This window comes from Natronoglycomyces albus (assembly GCF_016925535.1).
Lineage (GTDB): Bacteria > Actinomycetota > Actinomycetes > Mycobacteriales > Micromonosporaceae > Natronoglycomyces > Natronoglycomyces albus.
The window spans coordinates 2388252-2406412 of record NZ_CP070496.1 but is presented as its reverse complement, the minus strand read 5'-3'; the positions used below and the strand labels follow the sequence as shown (position 1 = coordinate 2406412).

Annotated in this window: 14 protein-coding genes; 11 read left to right on the top strand and 3 right to left on the bottom strand. The window is 62.3% G+C overall.

Features of this window, described 5'->3' with window-relative positions; translation table 11 throughout:
• The first annotated feature begins 139 nt into the window (after window positions 1-139).
• The 7 genes from JQS30_RS10200 (at window position 140) to JQS30_RS10170 (ending at window position 6882) form a co-directional block, all read left to right on the top strand.
• The gene (locus tag JQS30_RS10200; RefSeq protein WP_213170182.1) at window positions 140-1021 is read left to right on the top strand and encodes a PhzF family phenazine biosynthesis protein; all 882 of its coding nucleotides are present in this window, start codon (window positions 140-142) and stop codon (window positions 1019-1021) included.
• A gap of 58 nt (window positions 1022-1079) precedes the next feature.
• Window positions 1080-1784, top strand: a complete 705-nt coding sequence (locus JQS30_RS10195) for an alpha-ketoglutarate-dependent dioxygenase AlkB (RefSeq protein WP_213170181.1) — start codon at window positions 1080-1082, stop codon at window positions 1782-1784.
• Window positions 1785-2237: 453 nt separating this feature from the next.
• On the top strand, window positions 2238-2666 hold the full coding sequence (locus JQS30_RS17845; protein ID WP_213170180.1) for a peptidase inhibitor family I36 protein: 429 nt from the start codon (window positions 2238-2240) through the stop codon (window positions 2664-2666).
• 161 nt (window positions 2667-2827) lie between these two features.
• Window positions 2828-3904: a hypothetical protein gene (locus JQS30_RS10185; RefSeq protein ID WP_213170179.1), complete on the top strand. Its 1077-nt coding sequence runs from the start codon at window positions 2828-2830 to the stop codon at window positions 3902-3904.
• A 20-nt stretch (window positions 3905-3924) separates the two neighbouring features.
• Window positions 3925-5034: a permuted SH3 domain-containing protein gene (locus tag JQS30_RS10180; RefSeq protein ID WP_213170178.1), complete on the top strand. Its 1110-nt coding sequence runs from the start codon at window positions 3925-3927 to the stop codon at window positions 5032-5034.
• Window positions 5031-5699, top strand: coding sequence for an ABC transporter ATP-binding protein (locus JQS30_RS10175; RefSeq protein ID WP_213170177.1), 669 nt, complete (start codon window positions 5031-5033; stop codon window positions 5697-5699). Before JQS30_RS10180 ends, JQS30_RS10175 begins: the two co-directional genes overlap by 4 nt.
• Window positions 5692-6882, top strand: a complete 1191-nt coding sequence (locus JQS30_RS10170; protein ID WP_213170176.1) for an ABC transporter permease — start codon at window positions 5692-5694, stop codon at window positions 6880-6882. The genes JQS30_RS10175 and JQS30_RS10170 overlap by 8 nt, the downstream gene beginning before the upstream one ends.
• Window positions 6883-7058: 176 nt before the next feature.
• On the opposite strand, the gene JQS30_RS10165 is transcribed toward JQS30_RS10170, so the two are convergent.
• From JQS30_RS10165 to JQS30_RS10155, 3 genes are read right to left on the bottom strand one after another with little or no spacing between them, the layout of a single operon-like run.
• The gene (locus JQS30_RS10165; RefSeq protein WP_213170175.1) at window positions 7059-7874 is read right to left on the bottom strand and encodes an ABC transporter ATP-binding protein; all 816 of its coding nucleotides are present in this window, start codon (window positions 7872-7874) and stop codon (window positions 7059-7061) included.
• Complete coding sequence (locus JQS30_RS10160; RefSeq protein ID WP_213170174.1) at window positions 7871-8830, bottom strand: ABC transporter substrate-binding protein; 960 nt, start codon at window positions 8828-8830, stop codon at window positions 7871-7873. Before JQS30_RS10160 ends, JQS30_RS10165 begins: the two co-directional genes overlap by 4 nt.
• Before the next feature lie 16 nt (window positions 8831-8846).
• Window positions 8847-9938, bottom strand: coding sequence for a FecCD family ABC transporter permease (locus JQS30_RS10155; protein WP_213170173.1), 1092 nt, complete (start codon window positions 9936-9938; stop codon window positions 8847-8849).
• Between the two features lie 266 nt (window positions 9939-10204).
• On the opposite strand from JQS30_RS10155, the gene JQS30_RS10150 reads away from it, so the two are divergent.
• From JQS30_RS10150 to JQS30_RS10135, 4 genes are all read left to right on the top strand, one after another.
• Window positions 10205-11968 (top strand): ABC transporter ATP-binding protein/permease, encoded by a 1764-nt coding sequence (locus JQS30_RS10150; RefSeq protein ID WP_213170172.1) that lies wholly within the window; start codon window positions 10205-10207, stop codon window positions 11966-11968.
• Window positions 11965-13767 (top strand): ABC transporter ATP-binding protein, encoded by a 1803-nt coding sequence (locus JQS30_RS10145; RefSeq protein ID WP_213170171.1) that lies wholly within the window; start codon window positions 11965-11967, stop codon window positions 13765-13767. The genes JQS30_RS10150 and JQS30_RS10145 overlap by 4 nt, the downstream gene beginning before the upstream one ends.
• 301 nt (window positions 13768-14068) lie before the next feature.
• Window positions 14069-16306 carry a YcaO-like family protein gene (locus tag JQS30_RS10140; protein ID WP_213170170.1) on the top strand — a complete coding sequence of 746 codons (2238 nt, stop codon included), beginning with the start codon at window positions 14069-14071 and terminating at the stop codon, window positions 16304-16306.
• The gene (locus JQS30_RS10135) at window positions 16299-18086 is read left to right on the top strand and encodes a YcaO-like family protein (RefSeq protein WP_213170169.1); all 1788 of its coding nucleotides are present in this window, start codon (window positions 16299-16301) and stop codon (window positions 18084-18086) included. Before JQS30_RS10140 ends, JQS30_RS10135 begins: the two co-directional genes overlap by 8 nt.
• Window positions 18087-18161 lie beyond the last annotated feature (75 nt).

Below are 18161 nucleotides of genomic sequence, written 5' to 3'. Positions count from 1 at the left end.
TGGGGCGGGCGAGTACGAGTGTAACGGGAGTCAACAAAGGCGACGTGAATCCGAATTCATAGAAGTGGGAGCCGGACTCTGCGCTAGAAGCGAGGTCGGAAAAGAGTGCGTAGGCCAGTGCCCGGAGTAGGATCGCGACATGACACGTGACATCAGTAGAACCTTTCAACAAATCGACGTGTTCGGCTCGGCGCCGTTCGCTGGCAACCCGGTGGCGGTGGTCGTGGATGGCGAGGGGCTGACCACAACCCAAATGGCAACGGTTTCGGCGTGGACGAACCTGTCTGAATGCACCTTCCTCTTGCCTCCGACAACTGCGGAGGCTGACTATCGGGTGCGAATCTTTAGCTTGTCCAACGAATTGCCTTTCGCTGGTCATCCCACGCTTGGGTCCGCCAGGGCATGGCTGGCCGCCGGTGGCCAGCCGCGAAACGACGACGTCGTGGTGCAAGAGTGCGCTGCGGGATTGGTGCCGGTCCGTTACGACGGTGAGGAATTGGCGTTCGCGGCGCCTGCGCTGGTGCGCACAGGTGAGGTGTCGCCGGAGTTTCTCAGATACGTGATTTCGATGCTCGGCGTTGAGGACGATGATGTGGTCGATGCGGCCTGGGTTGACAACGGCCCCGGATGGGTGGGCGTCCTTCTCCGCAGCGCCGACAAGGTCTTGTCGGTCGAACCGAAGCCGACCGATGTGGCCCTTCCTGAATTCGCCAGCCCCTATCGGCCTCACGTGGGGGTGGTTGGGTTTCATGGCGATGGGCATGAATGTGCCTATGAGGTGCGGGCGTTTTTTGCCGATAACTCTGGTGGTATCCGCGAGGACCCTGTGACCGGCAGTCTGAATGCCTCGGTGGCGCAGTGGATGATCGACTCCGGCCGGGTCTCGGCTCCCTACACTGCTAGTCAAGGCACACGTTTGGACAGGTCAGGGCGCATCAATGTGAATGTTGCCGACGGTGAGCTGTGGATCGGTGGCCGCACCACCATCGCCATTCGAGGACACATCGACATCCCCTCCTGATCGGTGGCTGAGGAGCGAGTCGGGGACGGATGAGTCCCCCCGCTCTACAATCGGCAGTATGGGGGAGCTGTTCGCACGCGAAAAGGCCGAGGTGGCACCCGGTGCGGTGCTAGTCCCTGGCTGGCTTGATGTGGGCCAGCAGGTGGGGCTCCTGGCCACGTGCCGTGCTTGGGCTCGCCCGCCCGCAGGAATGCGCACGGTTCGTACTCCTGGCGGTGGCACGATGAGCGCCAAACAAGTGGGCCTTGGCTGGCACTGGTACCCATACCGCTATGCGCGCCATGTCGTGGACGGCGATGGCTCACCAGTCAAACCTTTTCCCCCGTGGCTTAATAAGCTAGCCACGCAGGCACTCGAAGCCGCATATGGATCTGCGGCTCCCACCGAAACCTACGATATTGGTTTGATCAATTTCTATGACCGTTCGGCTCGTATGGGGATGCATCAGGACAAGGAAGAAGCCTCTGATGCTCCTGTCATCTCAATGAGCTTGGGTGATACCTGCGTATTCCGGTTTGGCAACCCGCACTCACGCCGTCGTCCCTATAAGGACATCAAGTTGCGCAGCGGTGACCTCTTCGTGTTTGGGGGACCATCGCGAATGGCCTATCACGGGGTGCCGAAGGTCTATTCGGGCAGCGCTCCAGCGGAATTGGAGCTGGATGGGCGGGTGAGCATAACGCTGCGGGTAAGCGGCTTTGCCAATGCGGGCAATTTGGATAGGGGTTTACCCGAGTCGATGAGTTGTGAGGCTACAGGATGACCGATTCTCATTGGAATGTGGCCTATGCTCACCAGCTATAAAAGCCTCCAGAATGTGATGTTTGCCTCCGCAAGGGTGGACAGCGAGACTGGCTAATTGATGATATGAGGACCGGCTAAAGTCCGATTCGAAGTTGGCAGGCTAAAGTCGCGCATTAGTGGCACTTTCCTATGTGGAAATATCTGACATAGGTTCTTGACTGATTGGAGGATCCCGCGTTATGGTCGTTGGCGTTGCGCAACAGACCCAAGCCCTTACAATTTCAAGAAAGAGGTCGCCGTATGGCGATAACCCCACGTAGAGGCTTATGAAAAAGGCACTTTCAGTGTTCTCGTCGGCTCGTTTACCTGCGTAAACTTCGCCTCCTGCGGCCTTGAATTTGCACTTTTGCATAAGCCTCGTAGTCTCAAGCGTATTGTCAGTGCTCTCCTCGCGAGTTCGGCAGCGACCATCATGGCCACTTCTCTCATATCCACCTCTGCGAATGCCGACGAAGCCTCGGCTGCAAACGAATTTACAGTCGCGGCGTCCGACGGCGGGGCAGCGAGAGTTCAAGGCAACGGTACCGCTACTTGTCAGTCCGGCCGGGTTTGTGTATACAGCGAGTACTGGTGGTATGGCCGTGGTGCCAGCTTCGAGTACACATTTCACGCTTGGAGTCATCTACGGTCAGAAGTGGCCTGGATCAGTAACCGCGGTCGATCGGGGCACAACAACGGAAACAGCATGAATGTGTGCCTTTACGAGTACAACAACCACAATGGTCACTACTACTACCTCGTGCGCGGCCTTGGTGAGAGTGCATTCTCAAACGGAAATCCACCCTTGCATGATCGGCTTAGCTCAAACCGCTGGGTGTCAGGCGGCAGTGGAAACTGTTAACTGTGGCGATCGTCTTCAAAGTCCCACTAATGGAATTTTAGAGATATTCCATTAAAGAGTGGGCGTGTCGCGATCTCAAAACTGAATGTGGTGGCCCTTGTTGAGAGCAAGGGCCACTGTTCATGACCTCGACAAACGTAAGGCACTTGAGTATGAAATTGGTGACTGGACCACTCCTCGTAGCGGCTGTCGTTATAACGTCCGCCTGCACTAGTGATGCCCCAACAGAGGGCGAGGATAAGGCTTCCCAACTAGCTGATTCTGTCGACGCGACGGATAAACAGTTGGAGGGGATCGATCACGCCATTGAACTCGTGGTGCGCAGATGTATGGAAGACCGTGGGTTTGAAGTCCACACGCCTATTGGTAGCTACTCTGACGGTGAAATGTATGGTACGCCCGAGTTCTCCGAACCGAAGCCGCCAACCATGGCAGAGGCGCAAGAACGTGGATTCGGTTATGGCGTCGAATTTGGTCCCGAGAATGGAGGGGAATCGGAGGTCGGAACTGCCAACGACCAAGAAGACGATTCCGCCTGGTACGACCTGACTATAGAAGAGCAAACCGAATATGGCGAGATCCTAACCTACGGCCACTTCTTTGATCGTGATGAGTTCGGATTGGAGGAGCTGAAAGAAAAGTACTTCCCCGATGGGGACGCTCCGGACCACTTTGGTTGGGGGCTAATTCCAGACGAGATCGCCGAGCTTCGAGAGTCCACTGGTGAGACCTATACCTTCCCAGATGGAACTGAAACTAAGTTCTTTCCCGAAAGCTGCAGGTTCTGGGCTGAAGAACAGGTGACGGGGGATCCCTACCTCTACCACGAATATCAGCACACGACAGTGTTCGGTCTGCAAACGTCCGTATTCGAAGACGCTATGCAGCGCGAGGAGCCGGTGGCCGCACGTGGTGCCTGGGCGGCGTGTATGGCCGATGCGGGCTATGAGCACCTGACCGAAGCTTCTGATTTGTGGCATGAGCTATACGCGGTGATATGGCACGACGAGCTGGACCGGGACGATCCAGCGCAGACCGAGGCTGCGCACGAGAGTGAAAGGGCTCTGGCGATCGCCCACGCCTCCTGTGAGGAGGAAACAGGATTCTGGCAGGCTAAGTCTGACGCGTGGGATGCGGCGTTGGCCGACTATCTCGTTGAACACGAAGACGAGGTCTATGCCTGGTTTGACTTCGTGGAGGCCGCCGAGGAACGCGCCGCCGAACTGCTCGCCTCCTAGACCTCGAACTTGGAACTCCCATGCTACGAAAGTCCCTCCTAGCGGCCGGGTTGGTCGCACTGCTCCTCGCCGCGACCGGGGTGACGTGGTGGATCGCCAGTGAAGCTCGCACCCCCGAACAGAGGTCACTCGACTCTGAGCCTCCGCCCGATTCGGTCATAACCGCCGAGGTGGTCGCGGGCCCATTGCTAGAAGAGATGGAACTCCCGGGAACAGTTGTCAGGGAGTCGACCACGACCGTTTCGGCACCCCAGGAAGGAGCGATCGTCACTGAGCTGGGAGTCGAAAGTGGAGACACTATCGAGACCGGGGACGTTGTCGCCGAGCTCAATGGGCGCCCGTTGATCGCACTCCCCGGCAGTTTTCGCTCTTATCGCGACTTGTCGGAGGGTGACGAGGGGCGTGACGTCGAACAGCTGCAGCAGGCCCTCGCTGTCTTGTACGGAGGTGACGTTACTGGGTACTTCGGCCCCAATACGGCGAACTTTGTGGACCAGCTGTACCAACGCAACGGATACTCGCCGTTGGAGGGAGACCCGGTCGAAGAGGTTGGGCCCACCGAGGAGGGGGAAGAGCCCCCAACTCCTGAACCGAGCGTGCTTGTGCCGCAAGCGGAGTTGCTTTTTCTTCCCACTCTGCCCGCTGTCGTCGGGGAGGTCTTGGCGAACATTGACGACGACGCGGGCGACTTGGTCACTATCGTCTCCGGCGACTGGCACGTCGAGTCGAGCCTGCGAGGGGCCGACACCCAACAGATCCCGGCCGACGCCGCGGCAACGGGAGATGGGGAGACCGATCTTGTTTTTGTTGGCACGCGAGGCGAGACTACTGAGGAGGGAGAAGTCCGGAACATCGCTGTCTTTGGTTTCTCCGACGAGCCCGAGTTCGACGAGGGGGAGACTGTGACTGTGACGGTCGAACTGGCCCGGTCGGAGAGCGAAACCGTCGTGGTACCAGCAACGGCTCTGTGGGAGCGAAGCAATGGCACCACTGTCGTCACCGTACTGGAGGATGGGGAACTTCGCGACGTCGAAGTGGATATCGACCTGAGCCACCGGGGACGCACTAGCGTCGTCGCCGAGACCGGTCTTGCACCGGGGGACCTGGTGGTAGTGGGGCGTGACCGGTGACGAATCCCATTATTGAACTGCGTGGGCTACAACGGACGTTCCCGGGGCCACCGCAGGTACGAGCTTTGCGCGACGCCACTTTCACCATTGCTCCTGGAGAAACGGTTGCCATGACCGGCCCTTCCGGTTCTGGAAAGTCCACATTGCTCAACCAGCTTGGTCTGCTCGACACCCCAACTGGAGGCCACTACGCAATCGACGGGACCAGGGCTAACGATCTTCCCGAACGGCGGCGCACCCGTCTACGAGCCGCAGTGTTGGGCTTCGTATTTCAGGCGGCGCACCTCGTTTCCCACCTCGACGTTCGTGCCAATGTCACCGTTCCACTGGCTCACATTGGAGTTCCACGTCGACAACGATCTGCACGAGCTGAGTTGGCCCTTCAAGCAGTTGGCCTTGACCATCGCTTGCGGGCCGCTCCAGCGACGCTCTCAGGCGGGGAGCGCCAACGTGTTGCCATAGCCCGTGCTATTGTCACCCGCCCGCGCGTTCTCTTGTGTGACGAGCCCACTGGCAACCTAGACAGTGAGAACACCGAGGCTGTTCTCGCGCTCTTGACCGACCTGTCCCGGGAACACACCGTCGTGATCGTCACTCACGAGGCCGAAGTCGCCAAACGATGCGACCGCACGATCTCGGTCCTGGACGGAGTGGCCCGTGGGTAGGAGACGTGGTGCCTCCTTCGCATCCGACATCGTGATCGACGCCTGGCGGGCGGTGCTAGGGCGACGCTTGCGCTCAGTCCTCACCATATGCGGAGTTGCGCTGGGAATTGGAGCGGGCATCGCCACGATCGGCATTGCTTCCTCGGCGGCCGATGCGGTCAGCGAACATTTCGACGCCGTGGCCGCGACATCCGTCACAGTGCGTTTTCCCGATGGAGTAGCTCCGCCTGGGCCAACTCGGATCGACGAGGCTCGCAAGCTCAATGGTGCCGAGGAGGTCGGCGCGATGTGCGCCACAGATGAACAGGTGTCAGTGACCCGGACCCGACCTGGTCATACTGATCGAGCAGAACGTTTCCAGCTGGCCGCAGCTCAGCCGGAAACGTTGCAGGCGTTGGGCGCGACCTTGGAAACAGGACGCTGGCCTGACACGGCGCATGTGGACAGAAACGATGCCGTCGCCCTCATCGACTCGGCCGCGGCCCGTCGGCTTGGCATCCTCGATCTCGTCGAGGCACCAGTTATTTACATTGGCGGCGAACGCTACGTTGTTGCCGGGATCTTCGTCCCGCCACGTGACCAGCCTCGACTGACAAACGCTGTGGTGGTGCCCTATTCACAATGCATGCAAGACCCACAAAAGTGGAGTTCCAAAGAGGTAGTGGCCCGTTCGAAGTTGGGCGCGGCCTCACATGTGGCCGCAGAGATACCGTGGGCCCTGCACCCTGAGGAGCCACAGCGGTTGAGCGTGGCGGTACCACCGGACCTGTCGAACGTCAGGCAAGGCGTCGAAGGAGATACCCAGGCCCTCTATCTTGGTCTGGCCGGATTGTCATTGTTCATCGCCACGATCGGGATTGCCAACACCACCTATGTGGCGGTGCTGGAGCGGAGGGGCGAAATTGGATTGCGACGGGCCACAGGTGCGGGCAAAGGACGTATCGCCTGTCAGTTCTTGGCGGAGTCAGCACTCTTGGGAGCCAGCGGAGGTCTGGTCGGCGTCGTGGTTGGGGTCAACGTCAGCGCCGCTGTGGCCCTCTATCAAGGGTGGATGGTGGTGTTGTCTCCGCTGATGATTCCGGTTGGGTTGAGTATCGGGGTCTTGGTGGGGATGCTGGCGGGATTGTGGCCCGCTTTGGCTGCGGCACGGCTGGACCCGGTGGCGGCATTGCGCTCGATGTGACCACACCACATTTCCTGCGCCTCCTATTCATCTGTCGACGTCGTCCTGGGACCAAGGGATCAGATCGCACGAGTTATCCGAGTGGGTGAGATCGCTCGCCTCGCCCCGACTGCCCTAGCAACAAGGGGCAGCACCATTGGAAGCATGAACATAGGCGGCTATCTCACCCACCACAGTCAACCTTCGAGCCCAGCCATAGAAATGGGCTCGTTGCGAGTGACTTCAGTGATGGCACGTTCCCGAGGAGAGAACAGCAATTGTGGGACTCCCTCCTGGTCGACCCGACGCACCGAAATCTCATAGACCGGTTCCAGCAGTTGCGCAGTGAGCACGTCCCCAGGTTCGCCCGCCGCGACGATTCTCCCCTTACTGAGCAGGACGATCTCCTCGCAGTAGCGGGCCGCCAGGTTGAGATCGTGCAAGACCACGATGGTGCACAACGGCAGCGAGGAGACCAACGAAAGAATCTCGTGCTGAAATCGCACATCCAGGTGATTGGTCGGCTCGTCCAACAGCAAATGTGTCGCACCTTGGGCCAGTGCCCGGGCGATCAGCACGCGCTGGCGTTCACCGCCGGAGAGCGCACTCAGGGGCCGGTCGGCGAAAGCCCAGACGCCGGTTTGCCGCATGGCCGCTTCGGCCGCGGACTTGTCGGCTTCGCGATAACTCGACCAGCCGGACAGGTAGACCGAGCGTCCCAGCAACACCGCATCCCATACGGTCAGCGGGAAGTCCGAAGTTTCCTCTTGGGCTACGACCGCCAGTTGGCGGGACCTCGCGCGGCTGCTCAGAGTTGTCGTTGCCTGCCCGTCGATGGCGATAACGCCTTCGGACTCGTGCAAACCGCCCAGTATGGCGCGCAAGACGGATGATTTCCCACTGCCGTTGGGGCCCACCAGTCCGACGGTGAGCCCGTCGGCGGCCCTCAGTGTGACTTGGTCGGTTGCCTTCAGTTCACCGTAGCGAACGGTCAGGTTCTCGACTGTGATCATTGGGTGGCCTCGATGATGGCACGGTATCCGCGCAGCGCGTCGGGGGTGGCGGTGAGGTCGTCGTTGGGTACGAGGATGACGTTGTCGTTGGTGACCGCTTGCAGGTCGGCGGCGCCTGGCTCGGATAGGAACCTTTGGGTGGCCTCTTCGGCCGACTCGCCGTGAATGCCGTAGGAGATCACGATGTATTCGGGGTCGGCGTCGAGCAGGGTTTCGATTCCAGAGGAGACGTAGGCGGCGGTTTCGTCGCCGTAGACGTGGTCGAGGCCGATCCGTCCGAAGATGTCATCGAGCATGCTGTATCCACCGAAGGCCGAAATGTCTCCAGTGGCGGAGAAATAGTACACACCCGCCGCGCTGCCGGAGATATCCTCCGAGGCTGCGGCATCGAGGTCGGCCAGTTCTGAGCGGAAGTCAGCCAGCGCGGGCGCCGCTTCGTGGAGAGTGTCGAAGACTGTTGCCAGTCGTTCGATGTCGGTGATGACCGCTTCGAAGTTGACCGATTCTCCCACGGGAGTGTCGTGGCTGCATTCGCCGAAGATGACCAGGTTGGGGATGCCCAGGTCTTCTAGGTCGGCGTCGTCGGCGTTGAACAGCCCGTATCCGACGATGATGTCGGCGTTGGCACCGATGATTTTTTCGGTGGTGGGGTCGGAGGGGTCGATGATCTCGGCGTCGGTTGGTTCGTGTTGCAGGTCTGTGGGTAGGTCGGCTCCGAACTCTCCGGCGCGAGCGACGATGCGGTCAGTGGCACCGGCCGCGTCCAGTAGCGAGATCGCGGCCGTTCCTATGGTGAGGATGGTTTCGGGCTTGGACTCAATGATTTGGTCTTCGCCGCAGTTGTCAACTGTTAGTGGGTATGCCTCCTGGCTGTTGGCCTCGGGCTGGGAGGCGTTGGCGCAGGCGGTGACTGCCAGCAGGGTTGCGGCGGGGATGATCAACGATGCTTTTCTCATGTGATTCTTTCTGTGTTTAGTGGGACGTCAGGCGACGGACCAGGACGATGAGCAGTGGGGTCCCTATGAGGGCGGTGAGGATTCCCAGAGGGAGTTCCCGGGGTTCAAATGCGGTGCGGGCCAGCGCGTCGGCCCAGATGAGGAGCAGTCCACCCAGAAGCGCTGCGGCGGGTAGGCATAGCCGGTGGGTCGCGCCGACGAGGCGGCGCGCCAGGTGGGGGACGACCAGACCGACGAAGCCGATTGCGCCGGAGACGGAGACGGCGGCGGCGACGGCGAAGCACACCAGCAGGGCGCATCCGGCGCGGAAGGTTGAGGGGTTGGTGCCGAGGCTGCGGGCCGCGTCGTCGCCGATGGCGATGGCGTCGAGTCGGCGGGCCCACCACAGCAGGGTGGCTAGGGCGATGAGGAGCGCGGCGGCGGCGATGGGTACGGATTGCCAGCGCGCTTGGCTTAGGGACCCGAGCATCCAGAACATGACGGCCCGGGCTCCATCTCGGGAGTCGCTGGTGAAGACCAAGAAGTTGGTGACGGCGGTGAGGGCGAAGCCGACGGCGATGCCGGCGAAGACTAGGCGGGCGGGGATGAGTTGTCCGCCCATGCGGCAGGCGGCGAAGACGAGGACGATGGCGGCGACGGCGCCGAGGAATGCGCTGCCGGTGAGCGCGAGTGCTCCGGCGCCGACGCCGAAGAGGATGCTGGCGGCGGCTCCGGCGGAGGCACCTGAGGAGATGCCCAGGAGGTAGGGGTCGGCTAGTGGGTTGCGTACGAGTGATTGCACAGCGACTCCGGCGATGGAGAGGATCGCGCCGACGCAGATTCCCAGTAGGACTCGGGGGATTCGCAAGAGCCACACGATGTTGTCGTCCGAGGCTGTCCAGGTCACTTCCCCGATTCCGAAGAGGTGGTGGGCGAGGATGCGGGCGACTACGTCTGGCGGGATGGGGACCGGTCCGAGCCCGATGGTGACGATGGCGGAGACGACGAGGGCGCCGGCCAGGGCCACGGTCCAGACGATGGCGCGCCGGTGTTGGCGTTGTCCTGGCGTTTGCGAGGGGGTCTTTTTCTGTGCCGCTTGGGGCGTGGGGCGCGCGACTGTGGCTGTCATGGAGTCTGGTCCGCCTTCAATGCGTGGCTGTGCGTTGTGCTGGGGAGGCCGTGGCGCAGTGGTGGGGGCGGCCAGGCGAGGAAGAATTTTCTTCCACCCCGTTATTGACAATCATTTTCAATAAGCTAGCATAACGATAATCATCTTCATTAAGTGGGCGGTGTACGCGCCTGTGTGACGAAAAGGGTCGCGAGTGCGACCGCACCCCAAGCCCCGGCACAGCCGGTGCCCTAGAGACCAAACCCGGTGATCGAAAGCGAGTCGACGTGATTCATCTGCGCCTACTTCCCCTGGCCCGCAGCGCCTATGCGGTCATGGGGCTGGCCGTCCTCGTCGGTCTATCGCTCAGCACCGTGGCCATTGCCCAGGCCCTAGTCACCGCCGACATCTTCGCTGGCATCATCTCCGGCACCCCCATAGGCGACCTGACGCTGTCGCTAGTGCTCCTCAGCGCCGCCCTCCTGGCCCGGCCGCTCTTGGTCTTCGCCCGCGAAATGACCGTGCACCTGGTCGCCACCCGCGTCAAAACCGCCATCCGCGAACGGATGCTCACTGCAATGTTCGCCGCTGGACCGATCGCCCTAGGCCGAGAACGCAGCGGAACCCAACAGTCACATCTAGTCGATGGAGTCGAAAACCTAGAACCGTACTTCGGGCGATACATCCCCCAAGTCCTCATCACAGCCGTGACATCCCTGGCTGTGGTGGGCGCACTGGTCCTCATCGACCCAGTGGTGGGGTTCGTCGTCGGAGCCGTGGCGATACTGGTGCCCTTCGTTCCCCGCCTATGGGACCGCCTCCTCGCCAAACGCGGTGACTCCCACTGGGGGGCATACGCCAAACTCAATGCCGAAGTAGTGGACTCCCTACGTGGCATGACGACCCTCAAAGCATTCAACGCGGCCCGCCGTCGACGAACGCAACTGCAAGAGTCGAGCGACAGCCTGCTTGCCGCGACCCTGCACCAACTGCGCATCTCGCTGCTGGAATCGGGCCTCACCGGACTGTTCCTCATCGCCGGACCCGCGATCGCCCTCATCGTCGGCGTCACACGAGTGCAAAGCGGAGCCGTCGATCCGTTGCAGTTGTTCGCGATCACCCTGCTGGCCTTCGAAGTCTTCCGACCCTTCCGCGAACTATCCAACCACTGGCACGCCGGATACAGCGGCGTCTCCGCTGGACGCCGCATCAGAGACCTACTCCAAGCCGGGGCCAGCGACGCGCCCACCGAGCCGACCACCCCCCTGACTTCGGCCAACGGGGGCCACGAAACCAAAGCCGCCATCGAAGCGCGCAGCCTGACCTTCACCTACCCACACGCGCACACAGCAGCGCTTCGCGACGTTGACTTGACAATCGACGCAGGCAGCACGGTGGCCCTGGTCGGCCCATCCGGATCGGGCAAATCAACGGTGGCCAGCCTGTTGCTGCGCCTGGCAGTGCCCCAACACGGCCAGCTGCTCATCGGCGGAGTCCCCACTTCCAGCCTCACCCAGAAACAATGCGCCGAAATCGTGGCGCTGGTGTCACAGTCACCAGTACTTTTCTCCGGAAGCGTGCGCGAAAACCTCCAGCTGGTCGCCCCCGAGGCCGACGAGGCAACTCTAAAGCGAGCCATTGACATCGCTGGCGCGAACGACATCGTGACCGACGAACGAGGCGGGCTAGATGCCCCAGTGGGCGATGGCGGAGGGCTGCTGTCGGGCGGGCAAAAACAACGCCTCGCCATCGCCCGGGCCGTCCTCAAAGACGCGCCGATCCTCATCCTCGATGAGGCCTCGAGCGCACTAGACGCCCGCCGGGAGGAATCCGTCTTCGCCTCCTTGGCCGACTCCCTGACTCGTACCGGCGGCGAGCCCATCACCACTATCATCATCGCGCACCGGCTTGCCTCGATCCGGCACGTCGACACTGTGTTCGTTCTGCGAGAGGGACAGGTGGTGGAACGCGGAACCGCCACGGAACTGCTGCAAAGCGACGGGCTCTTCGCCGCCTTGCACCGCGCCCAAAACGAACAGGTGAGTGTATGAGTAGCGACCGCCCCACGAGCGCGCAACTTCTGCGACCGGTCCTGCGACTACTGGAGGCCGCCTTTGCCGACCGGGGCCTGTTCTGGCGTTCCACGGCCAGTATGTCGGCCTACCAGTTCGCCGCCGCGGCCGCTGCTGGACTAAGCACGTTTATCGCCACCATTGTCGTAGCCGATCCACACGGGGCACAATACGTGCCGCTGCTGATCTTTGCCCTAATAGTGGCCGTCACAGTCAACGGAGTGTTCATCTGGGTCGAATCCTGGCTCAGCCATGTGCTCGCCTACCGCATCCTCGGCCGATTGCGGATGCGTCTGCACGATGCCATCGAAAGGATCAGCCCCGGCGGTATGAAGCACCGTCGAGCCGGAGAAGTCGCGGGCTCCACCATGTCCGATGTGGAGAACCTGGAGTGGTTTTACGCCCACACCGTCGGCGCGGCCATCAACGCCGCCCTCGGGCCGCTCTTGGTCACCGTCGCCCTCGTCGTGCTCACGGGACCAGCCGGGCTCATCGTCTTGGCCGGAGTAGCCGCCTACCTGGCCGTACCCTGGCTGCTGGGCGGACTGCAAGCTCGCCAAGGCAGAGCCGTGCGCGCCGAACTAGGCGAACTCAAAGCGATCACACTGGAAGGTGCCGAAGGGCTGCGGGAAATACTCTCCCTGGGCCTCGACGAATACCAGAAGCGGCGAGTACTCGCCACAACCCGCCGAGTACAACGGCGCAAACTCGCCTTTGCGCTGCGATCCGGAGCCGAAGGAGCACTAGCCGACGTGGTTGTCGCCCTCACCACCGTCAGCTTCCTGCTCGTCTTGGCCACCCGCGTGCAAGACAACGCGCTAAACCCACTGGTGTTCCCCGCCGCGATCGTCCTCCTAGCCGCCGCCTTCGCTCCCGCGACCGGAGTATTCGCGATGTTCCAACGCCTGGGGGACATGTCGGCGGCCGCGCAGCGAGTACTCGACGTCCTAGACGCCTCCGCACCAGTGACCGACCCCGCTCAGCCGCGCGAACCCACCACTTCAAGCGGAGCCCTACGGTTCGCCGATGTCAACTTCGGCTATGGCGACACGCCTGTGCTGCGTGAACTGGACCTGGATATCGAGCCCGGACAGACCGTGGCCCTCGTCGGTGAGTCCGGGGCGGGAAAGACCACCATCGCGCACCTACTCGTGCGCTTTTGGGACCCCACCTCCGGACATATCCTGCTCGATGGTGTCTCCCTGCGTGACATGACGCAAGAACAGGTTCGCCAACGCGTCGCCCTCATTGGCCAACACCCCTACCTCTTCCGTGGCAGTGTTCGATCCAACCTACACATCGCCGCGCCCCAGGCGACCGAATCCGAGCTATGGGCGGCCCTGGAAGACGCCCAACTGGCCCCGACCGTTCGCTCTTGGCCACAGGGGCTCGACCAGCTAGTCGGAGAAGGCGGGGCGACCATGTCGGGCGGACAACGCCAGCGCCTCGCCATCGCCCAAGCATTTCTACGTTCACCCAGCGTCCTGGTAATGGACGAGGCCGTCGCCCACCTGGACGCCGCCCAAGAACAACAACTCGCCAGCGCCTTGGCCCGGGTACGCCACAACCGAACGACCGTCGTGATCGCCCACCGCGTCTCCACCATCCGCCACGCCGACCGGGTCGTTTTCCTCGACCACGGCCGCATCGTCGCCACCGGCACCCACGACCACATCCTGGCCACCTGTGAGCAGTACCGGTCCGTGCTCGCCCATGCGGAGGCCCCCGAACTCGCCGCGCAGTCCTCATCGGAGAAACCGCGTGGCGATAACAAATGAAAAGACCCCTTGAGAGGAGATGAAAGATGCAAAAGAAGATCACCGTCACCGAGGTGGCCACGGAGCGCTCCGAGAACCAGATCCTGGCCCCCAACGCGAACAACCACGGCCACGTCTCGACCGCTTTCGCCTGGTCCTAACCCACTGGTCGTTGACATGAGCCCCATGGGGTCGCCGGATTGACAATGTCGATCCCACCCCAGTGGAAGCGCATCGATACGGCCCACACGTAAGGGCGGGTGTCTTGGTCAGCGAGGCACCCGCCACCCAGCCGTCGATTCCTTCCACCCCAGGAGAAACCATGTCGCCGACCGAGAGAACCACCACCTCGCTCCCCACCCGCCCTCGCGTCGAGATCCGTGCCCTCGGCTCCGGTCGCACGCTCCTAACGACACCCGATGACAGTTCGTTCACCATCGACGCACCAGCTGACCTGGTATTTCGGCTCATCGACGCTCATGTCACAGGCGCGGCATCACCGCTGCTGCCACCTCAGTGGTACGACAGCGCCGAGGCGATCTTCAGCGTCCTAGCCCGCGGTGGTGCGCTAGGGGAGCCCGTCGACGAACGCGACATGGATGACTTCTCCTTTGACCCCGGTGAGGAAGGCGACGCCCGCGCTGGCGACCTGTTGCTGTTGGGCGACCCGGCCGTGATTGCCGCGTTGCAAGGTGCCATCGCGCAGAACTCCTCGGTCAAACGGGGTGTCCATAGCGTTTCCGACGCAGACTGGCAGCGCGTCATCCACCGAGCCTTTCGGACCGGCGAGTTGCTCCTCTATTGCGTGCGTGGGGGCGATGACGCCACAGTGGTGGCTTTCGACCGCCTCTGTTCGGATGCTCGCACCCCCTGGGTAGCGATCGAAGTCACCCGTTCGACTGTATGGGTCGGCCCGCACGTACGCCCTGGCATTGGGGCCAATTACGAAGACTTCGCTGCTCGCCGACTTGCCGCCGCCTTCGACCCGGTTGCTCATCGAGCATTGCGTACTCCATCGGTCACTGGCGACTGTGGGCTACCGCCTCACCGGTTGGGCCCGGCTCTCACCGCAGCGGTGAGAGCTTTGGACGATGGATTGGACGGCGACGTTGTCCTCGAAATCAACGCCGCAGGTGAGGTGGAACGGCATCCGGTGTTGCCACTGCCAGATAGTGTTATTTCGCGGTCGCGACCGCATAAACCGACCGACCTGATCGACCGCGTGACCGGACTAGTGCAACGCACTAGGGACGTCACGCACCACCGGAGCATCCCCGCAGCGCTCAAGACAGCGCAAAGCGACGTGTGCAACATGCGTCGGGTATCGCGATGGGCCAACAACACCTCGTGCCAAGGCTCCGCGTTCGCCGATGTCGACCAGGCACGGGCCAGCGCTGTAGGCGAAGCTGTGGAACGATACTGCGGCAACCTTTTGGACACCCAACCGGTCACCTTCGGGTCCTATAAACAGCTGTCTCGCACCAGCTCCATGCGGGTGCTAGACCCCGATGAACTGGTCTTGTACTCCGAGGCGCAATACGACGCCCCGGGATTTCCGTTTGTGCGGTTCACCCCTGATCTGGAAGTCCACTGGGTACCGGGGCATTCGCTCACTCTGGACGAACCGGTGCTAGTGCCCGCCAGCATGGTCTATGTCAATTGGTTCACCGCCGGATACTCCGCCGCGCCGGTGACCAATTTCTGTCCCTTCGCTGGGATCGCGGCCGGACACAACTATGACTACGCGGTAACCTCGGCACTCGAAGAGATCATCGAACGGCACGCGACCATGGTGTGGTGGCTCAACGCGCAACCACTGGACGCCGTGGCCCCCGATGAGGCACTCGCGGCACTGTGGAGCGGGGTCGCTCCCGAGTACGGGCAAGAGCCTTCGCTCATCATGCTCGACAACGAGTTCGCGGTGCCGGTGACGGCCGGTGTCCTGCACAACAGGGTTGACCAGCTGCTCAACGTTGGGTTCGCCTGCCGCGACACCGCGGCCTCGGCCGCCTCCAAAGCCTGGACCGAGGCCTGCACATTGCAAGAGGGAAGCCGCGACCTCCTCGACGTAGATGGAGCGCACTGGGACGCGATGGCTCGCGGTGACCTCAACAGCCGTTCGTTCAAACCCTGGCGGGCCGACCGGCGATACCTCGATTCCTATCGCAGCGACATGCGCGATTGCGACGACCTCATGGTGCAGCAACAGGTGTTGCTCGACCCCCGGGCGATTGAGAAGGTCGATCCACTTCTGCGCCGACCGGTCGGGCGCACCTTGGATTCCATACCGTCGCTGCCTGAACGCAGCCCGGCCGCATATCGAAGTGCGCTCGAGGCGGTCGGACACGAGGTGATCATTGTGGACCTAACGTCGTCTGACATCGCCAGCACTGGCATGTCGGTGGTGCGTGCGTTGGTGCCCGGCACCGTCGGCAACGCTCCGGCGGCCTTCCCCTTCCTCGGCCGTGGCGTTGTGCAGGAGCTGGCGGTCACTCTTGGCTGGCGTCAGAGGCCCTTGACCGAGTCGGATCTCAACTATTTCCCGCTTCCACATGCCTGAGGTAGATTCCCTCGCCATATACGCGGTCGGAACCGAATCGTTGGTGGTCGCCCCACTTGGACGGCAATGGCGCATCGACGCCTCCCCTGACGATGTGCTCTCCTCAACAGTCCTGGCCCACCTGGCCGCACTAGCCGGGCCCGCCGTGAGGATACGGTTCGACCCCCACGACGTGCTGGTCTCCAGCACAGATGAACTGCTCGGTGGCGTTCACCGCGCGACTACTGGCGGACGCCGCGCAGAGGACGTCACCGGGTGGTTCTTCGCCGGACACTGGTACCGGATGCGACGCGACCACGCGGCATTGCGCACTGCCGTTGACTGTCTTCGGGCGACGATCCCCGATGCGGACTTGGCGGCGGTGTTGGCTGGGCCAGCCCACCGCCCGGCGAAACCATCAATCGAGCGTGCACCGACTCCCAAGCCTGGACCAGGGGTTTTGCAACGGTGGGAAAATGGCACCTGGGTCGACCACCTTCTAGATCCAGCGCCGCTGGTCGATCCAGTGACGGGCATCCTCAAACGCATCGTGGCTCGGCCAGCGCACCCGGCTCTGCCACTGGGATTCGTGCACTGGCACGCCGAACTACCCCACCTGAGCAGCGTTGACCCACACTGGCAACCCGATCCGCTCGCTCCGGCCGGATACCTCACCGGGGCCGACCCCGCTGCCAGAGCCATTGCGGATGACCAACCTGGCCTGCTGTCGGGCTTGGCCCACTACTGCGGGGCCTACCTGGGCCAAGGCCAACGCCACTATGCCTCTCTAACGCAGTTGCGAGAGGCCGGAGAAGATGCCCTTGACCTACGTGATTGGGAACCGCATGACCCAGCCCTGCACGAGGAACCCGGCTTCCCCTTCATCCGCTTCGATATTGACCAAAAGCTGTGGTGGATGGCGGGAAAACGAGGAGACAAACGTTGCTGGGTTCCCCTCAGCCTCGTCCACGCCGGTTGGATGCAAGCTGATTTGCCGGGCCTGGTGGCGCATAACTATCACAACCTTGTCGGCCTTCAAGCCGGCAACACTTGGGATGAGGCCGTGGAGCGCGCTTGTGCCCACGTGGTGGCCAGCGACGCGGTGGCCCTGTGGTGGGCTGGTGGTGATCGATTGCCGCTGGCAGCCGTCCCACCGACGGTCAAGCAGGCTTGGGGAGAGTGCGAACTGAAGCTAACGCTGCTGAAAGTTCCCTCCACTATGAAAGTCCCAGTTGTCTTGGCTGTGGTCGATGATCCTGCCGCCGACATCGTGACGCTTGGTTTCGCCGCTCACCGCGACCCCGATACTGCCGCCGAACTAGCCGTGGTCGAATCGCTCATCCAACATGCCTCGGCCCAGGACCTCAATTCACCCGAAAGTCTGATCAGAGACCAGGGCGTGGCTGGGCTGGTGCCCTATGATGAGCGCCGCCGCTACCGCGATGCCTTCGGCATCGATCTGCGCGGCCTCATCGACCCCATGTGCCACGTGCAGCGGGCGCTTGATCCCCGGGTTGCCCGGGCCGTCCGCCACCGCTGTCTCCCCTCACGCGACGTGACCCCAGCACCCGTTTGCGACAGTGTGCGCGCTGCATTGGCAGAACAACACGAGCTGATCCTGCTTGACGTGGCCACCGACCGCGTCCGCTCTGCGGGAATGCACGTTGCCCGCGCCGTGGTTGCCGGCCTAGCCCGTATACAACCCGCCGCTTTCCCTTTGGATATGACCGCCCGTTTTAGTCGTCTAGCGCGTCAATGTGCCTGGTCCCGACAACATCGGGAGCCATATCCGGGTTGGTGAAACAGGCTTTACCGTCAGTTAGACTGACTGCGGTCCCACCCCTGTTGCGTCCGCAGAGTTCAACGCAAACACCCG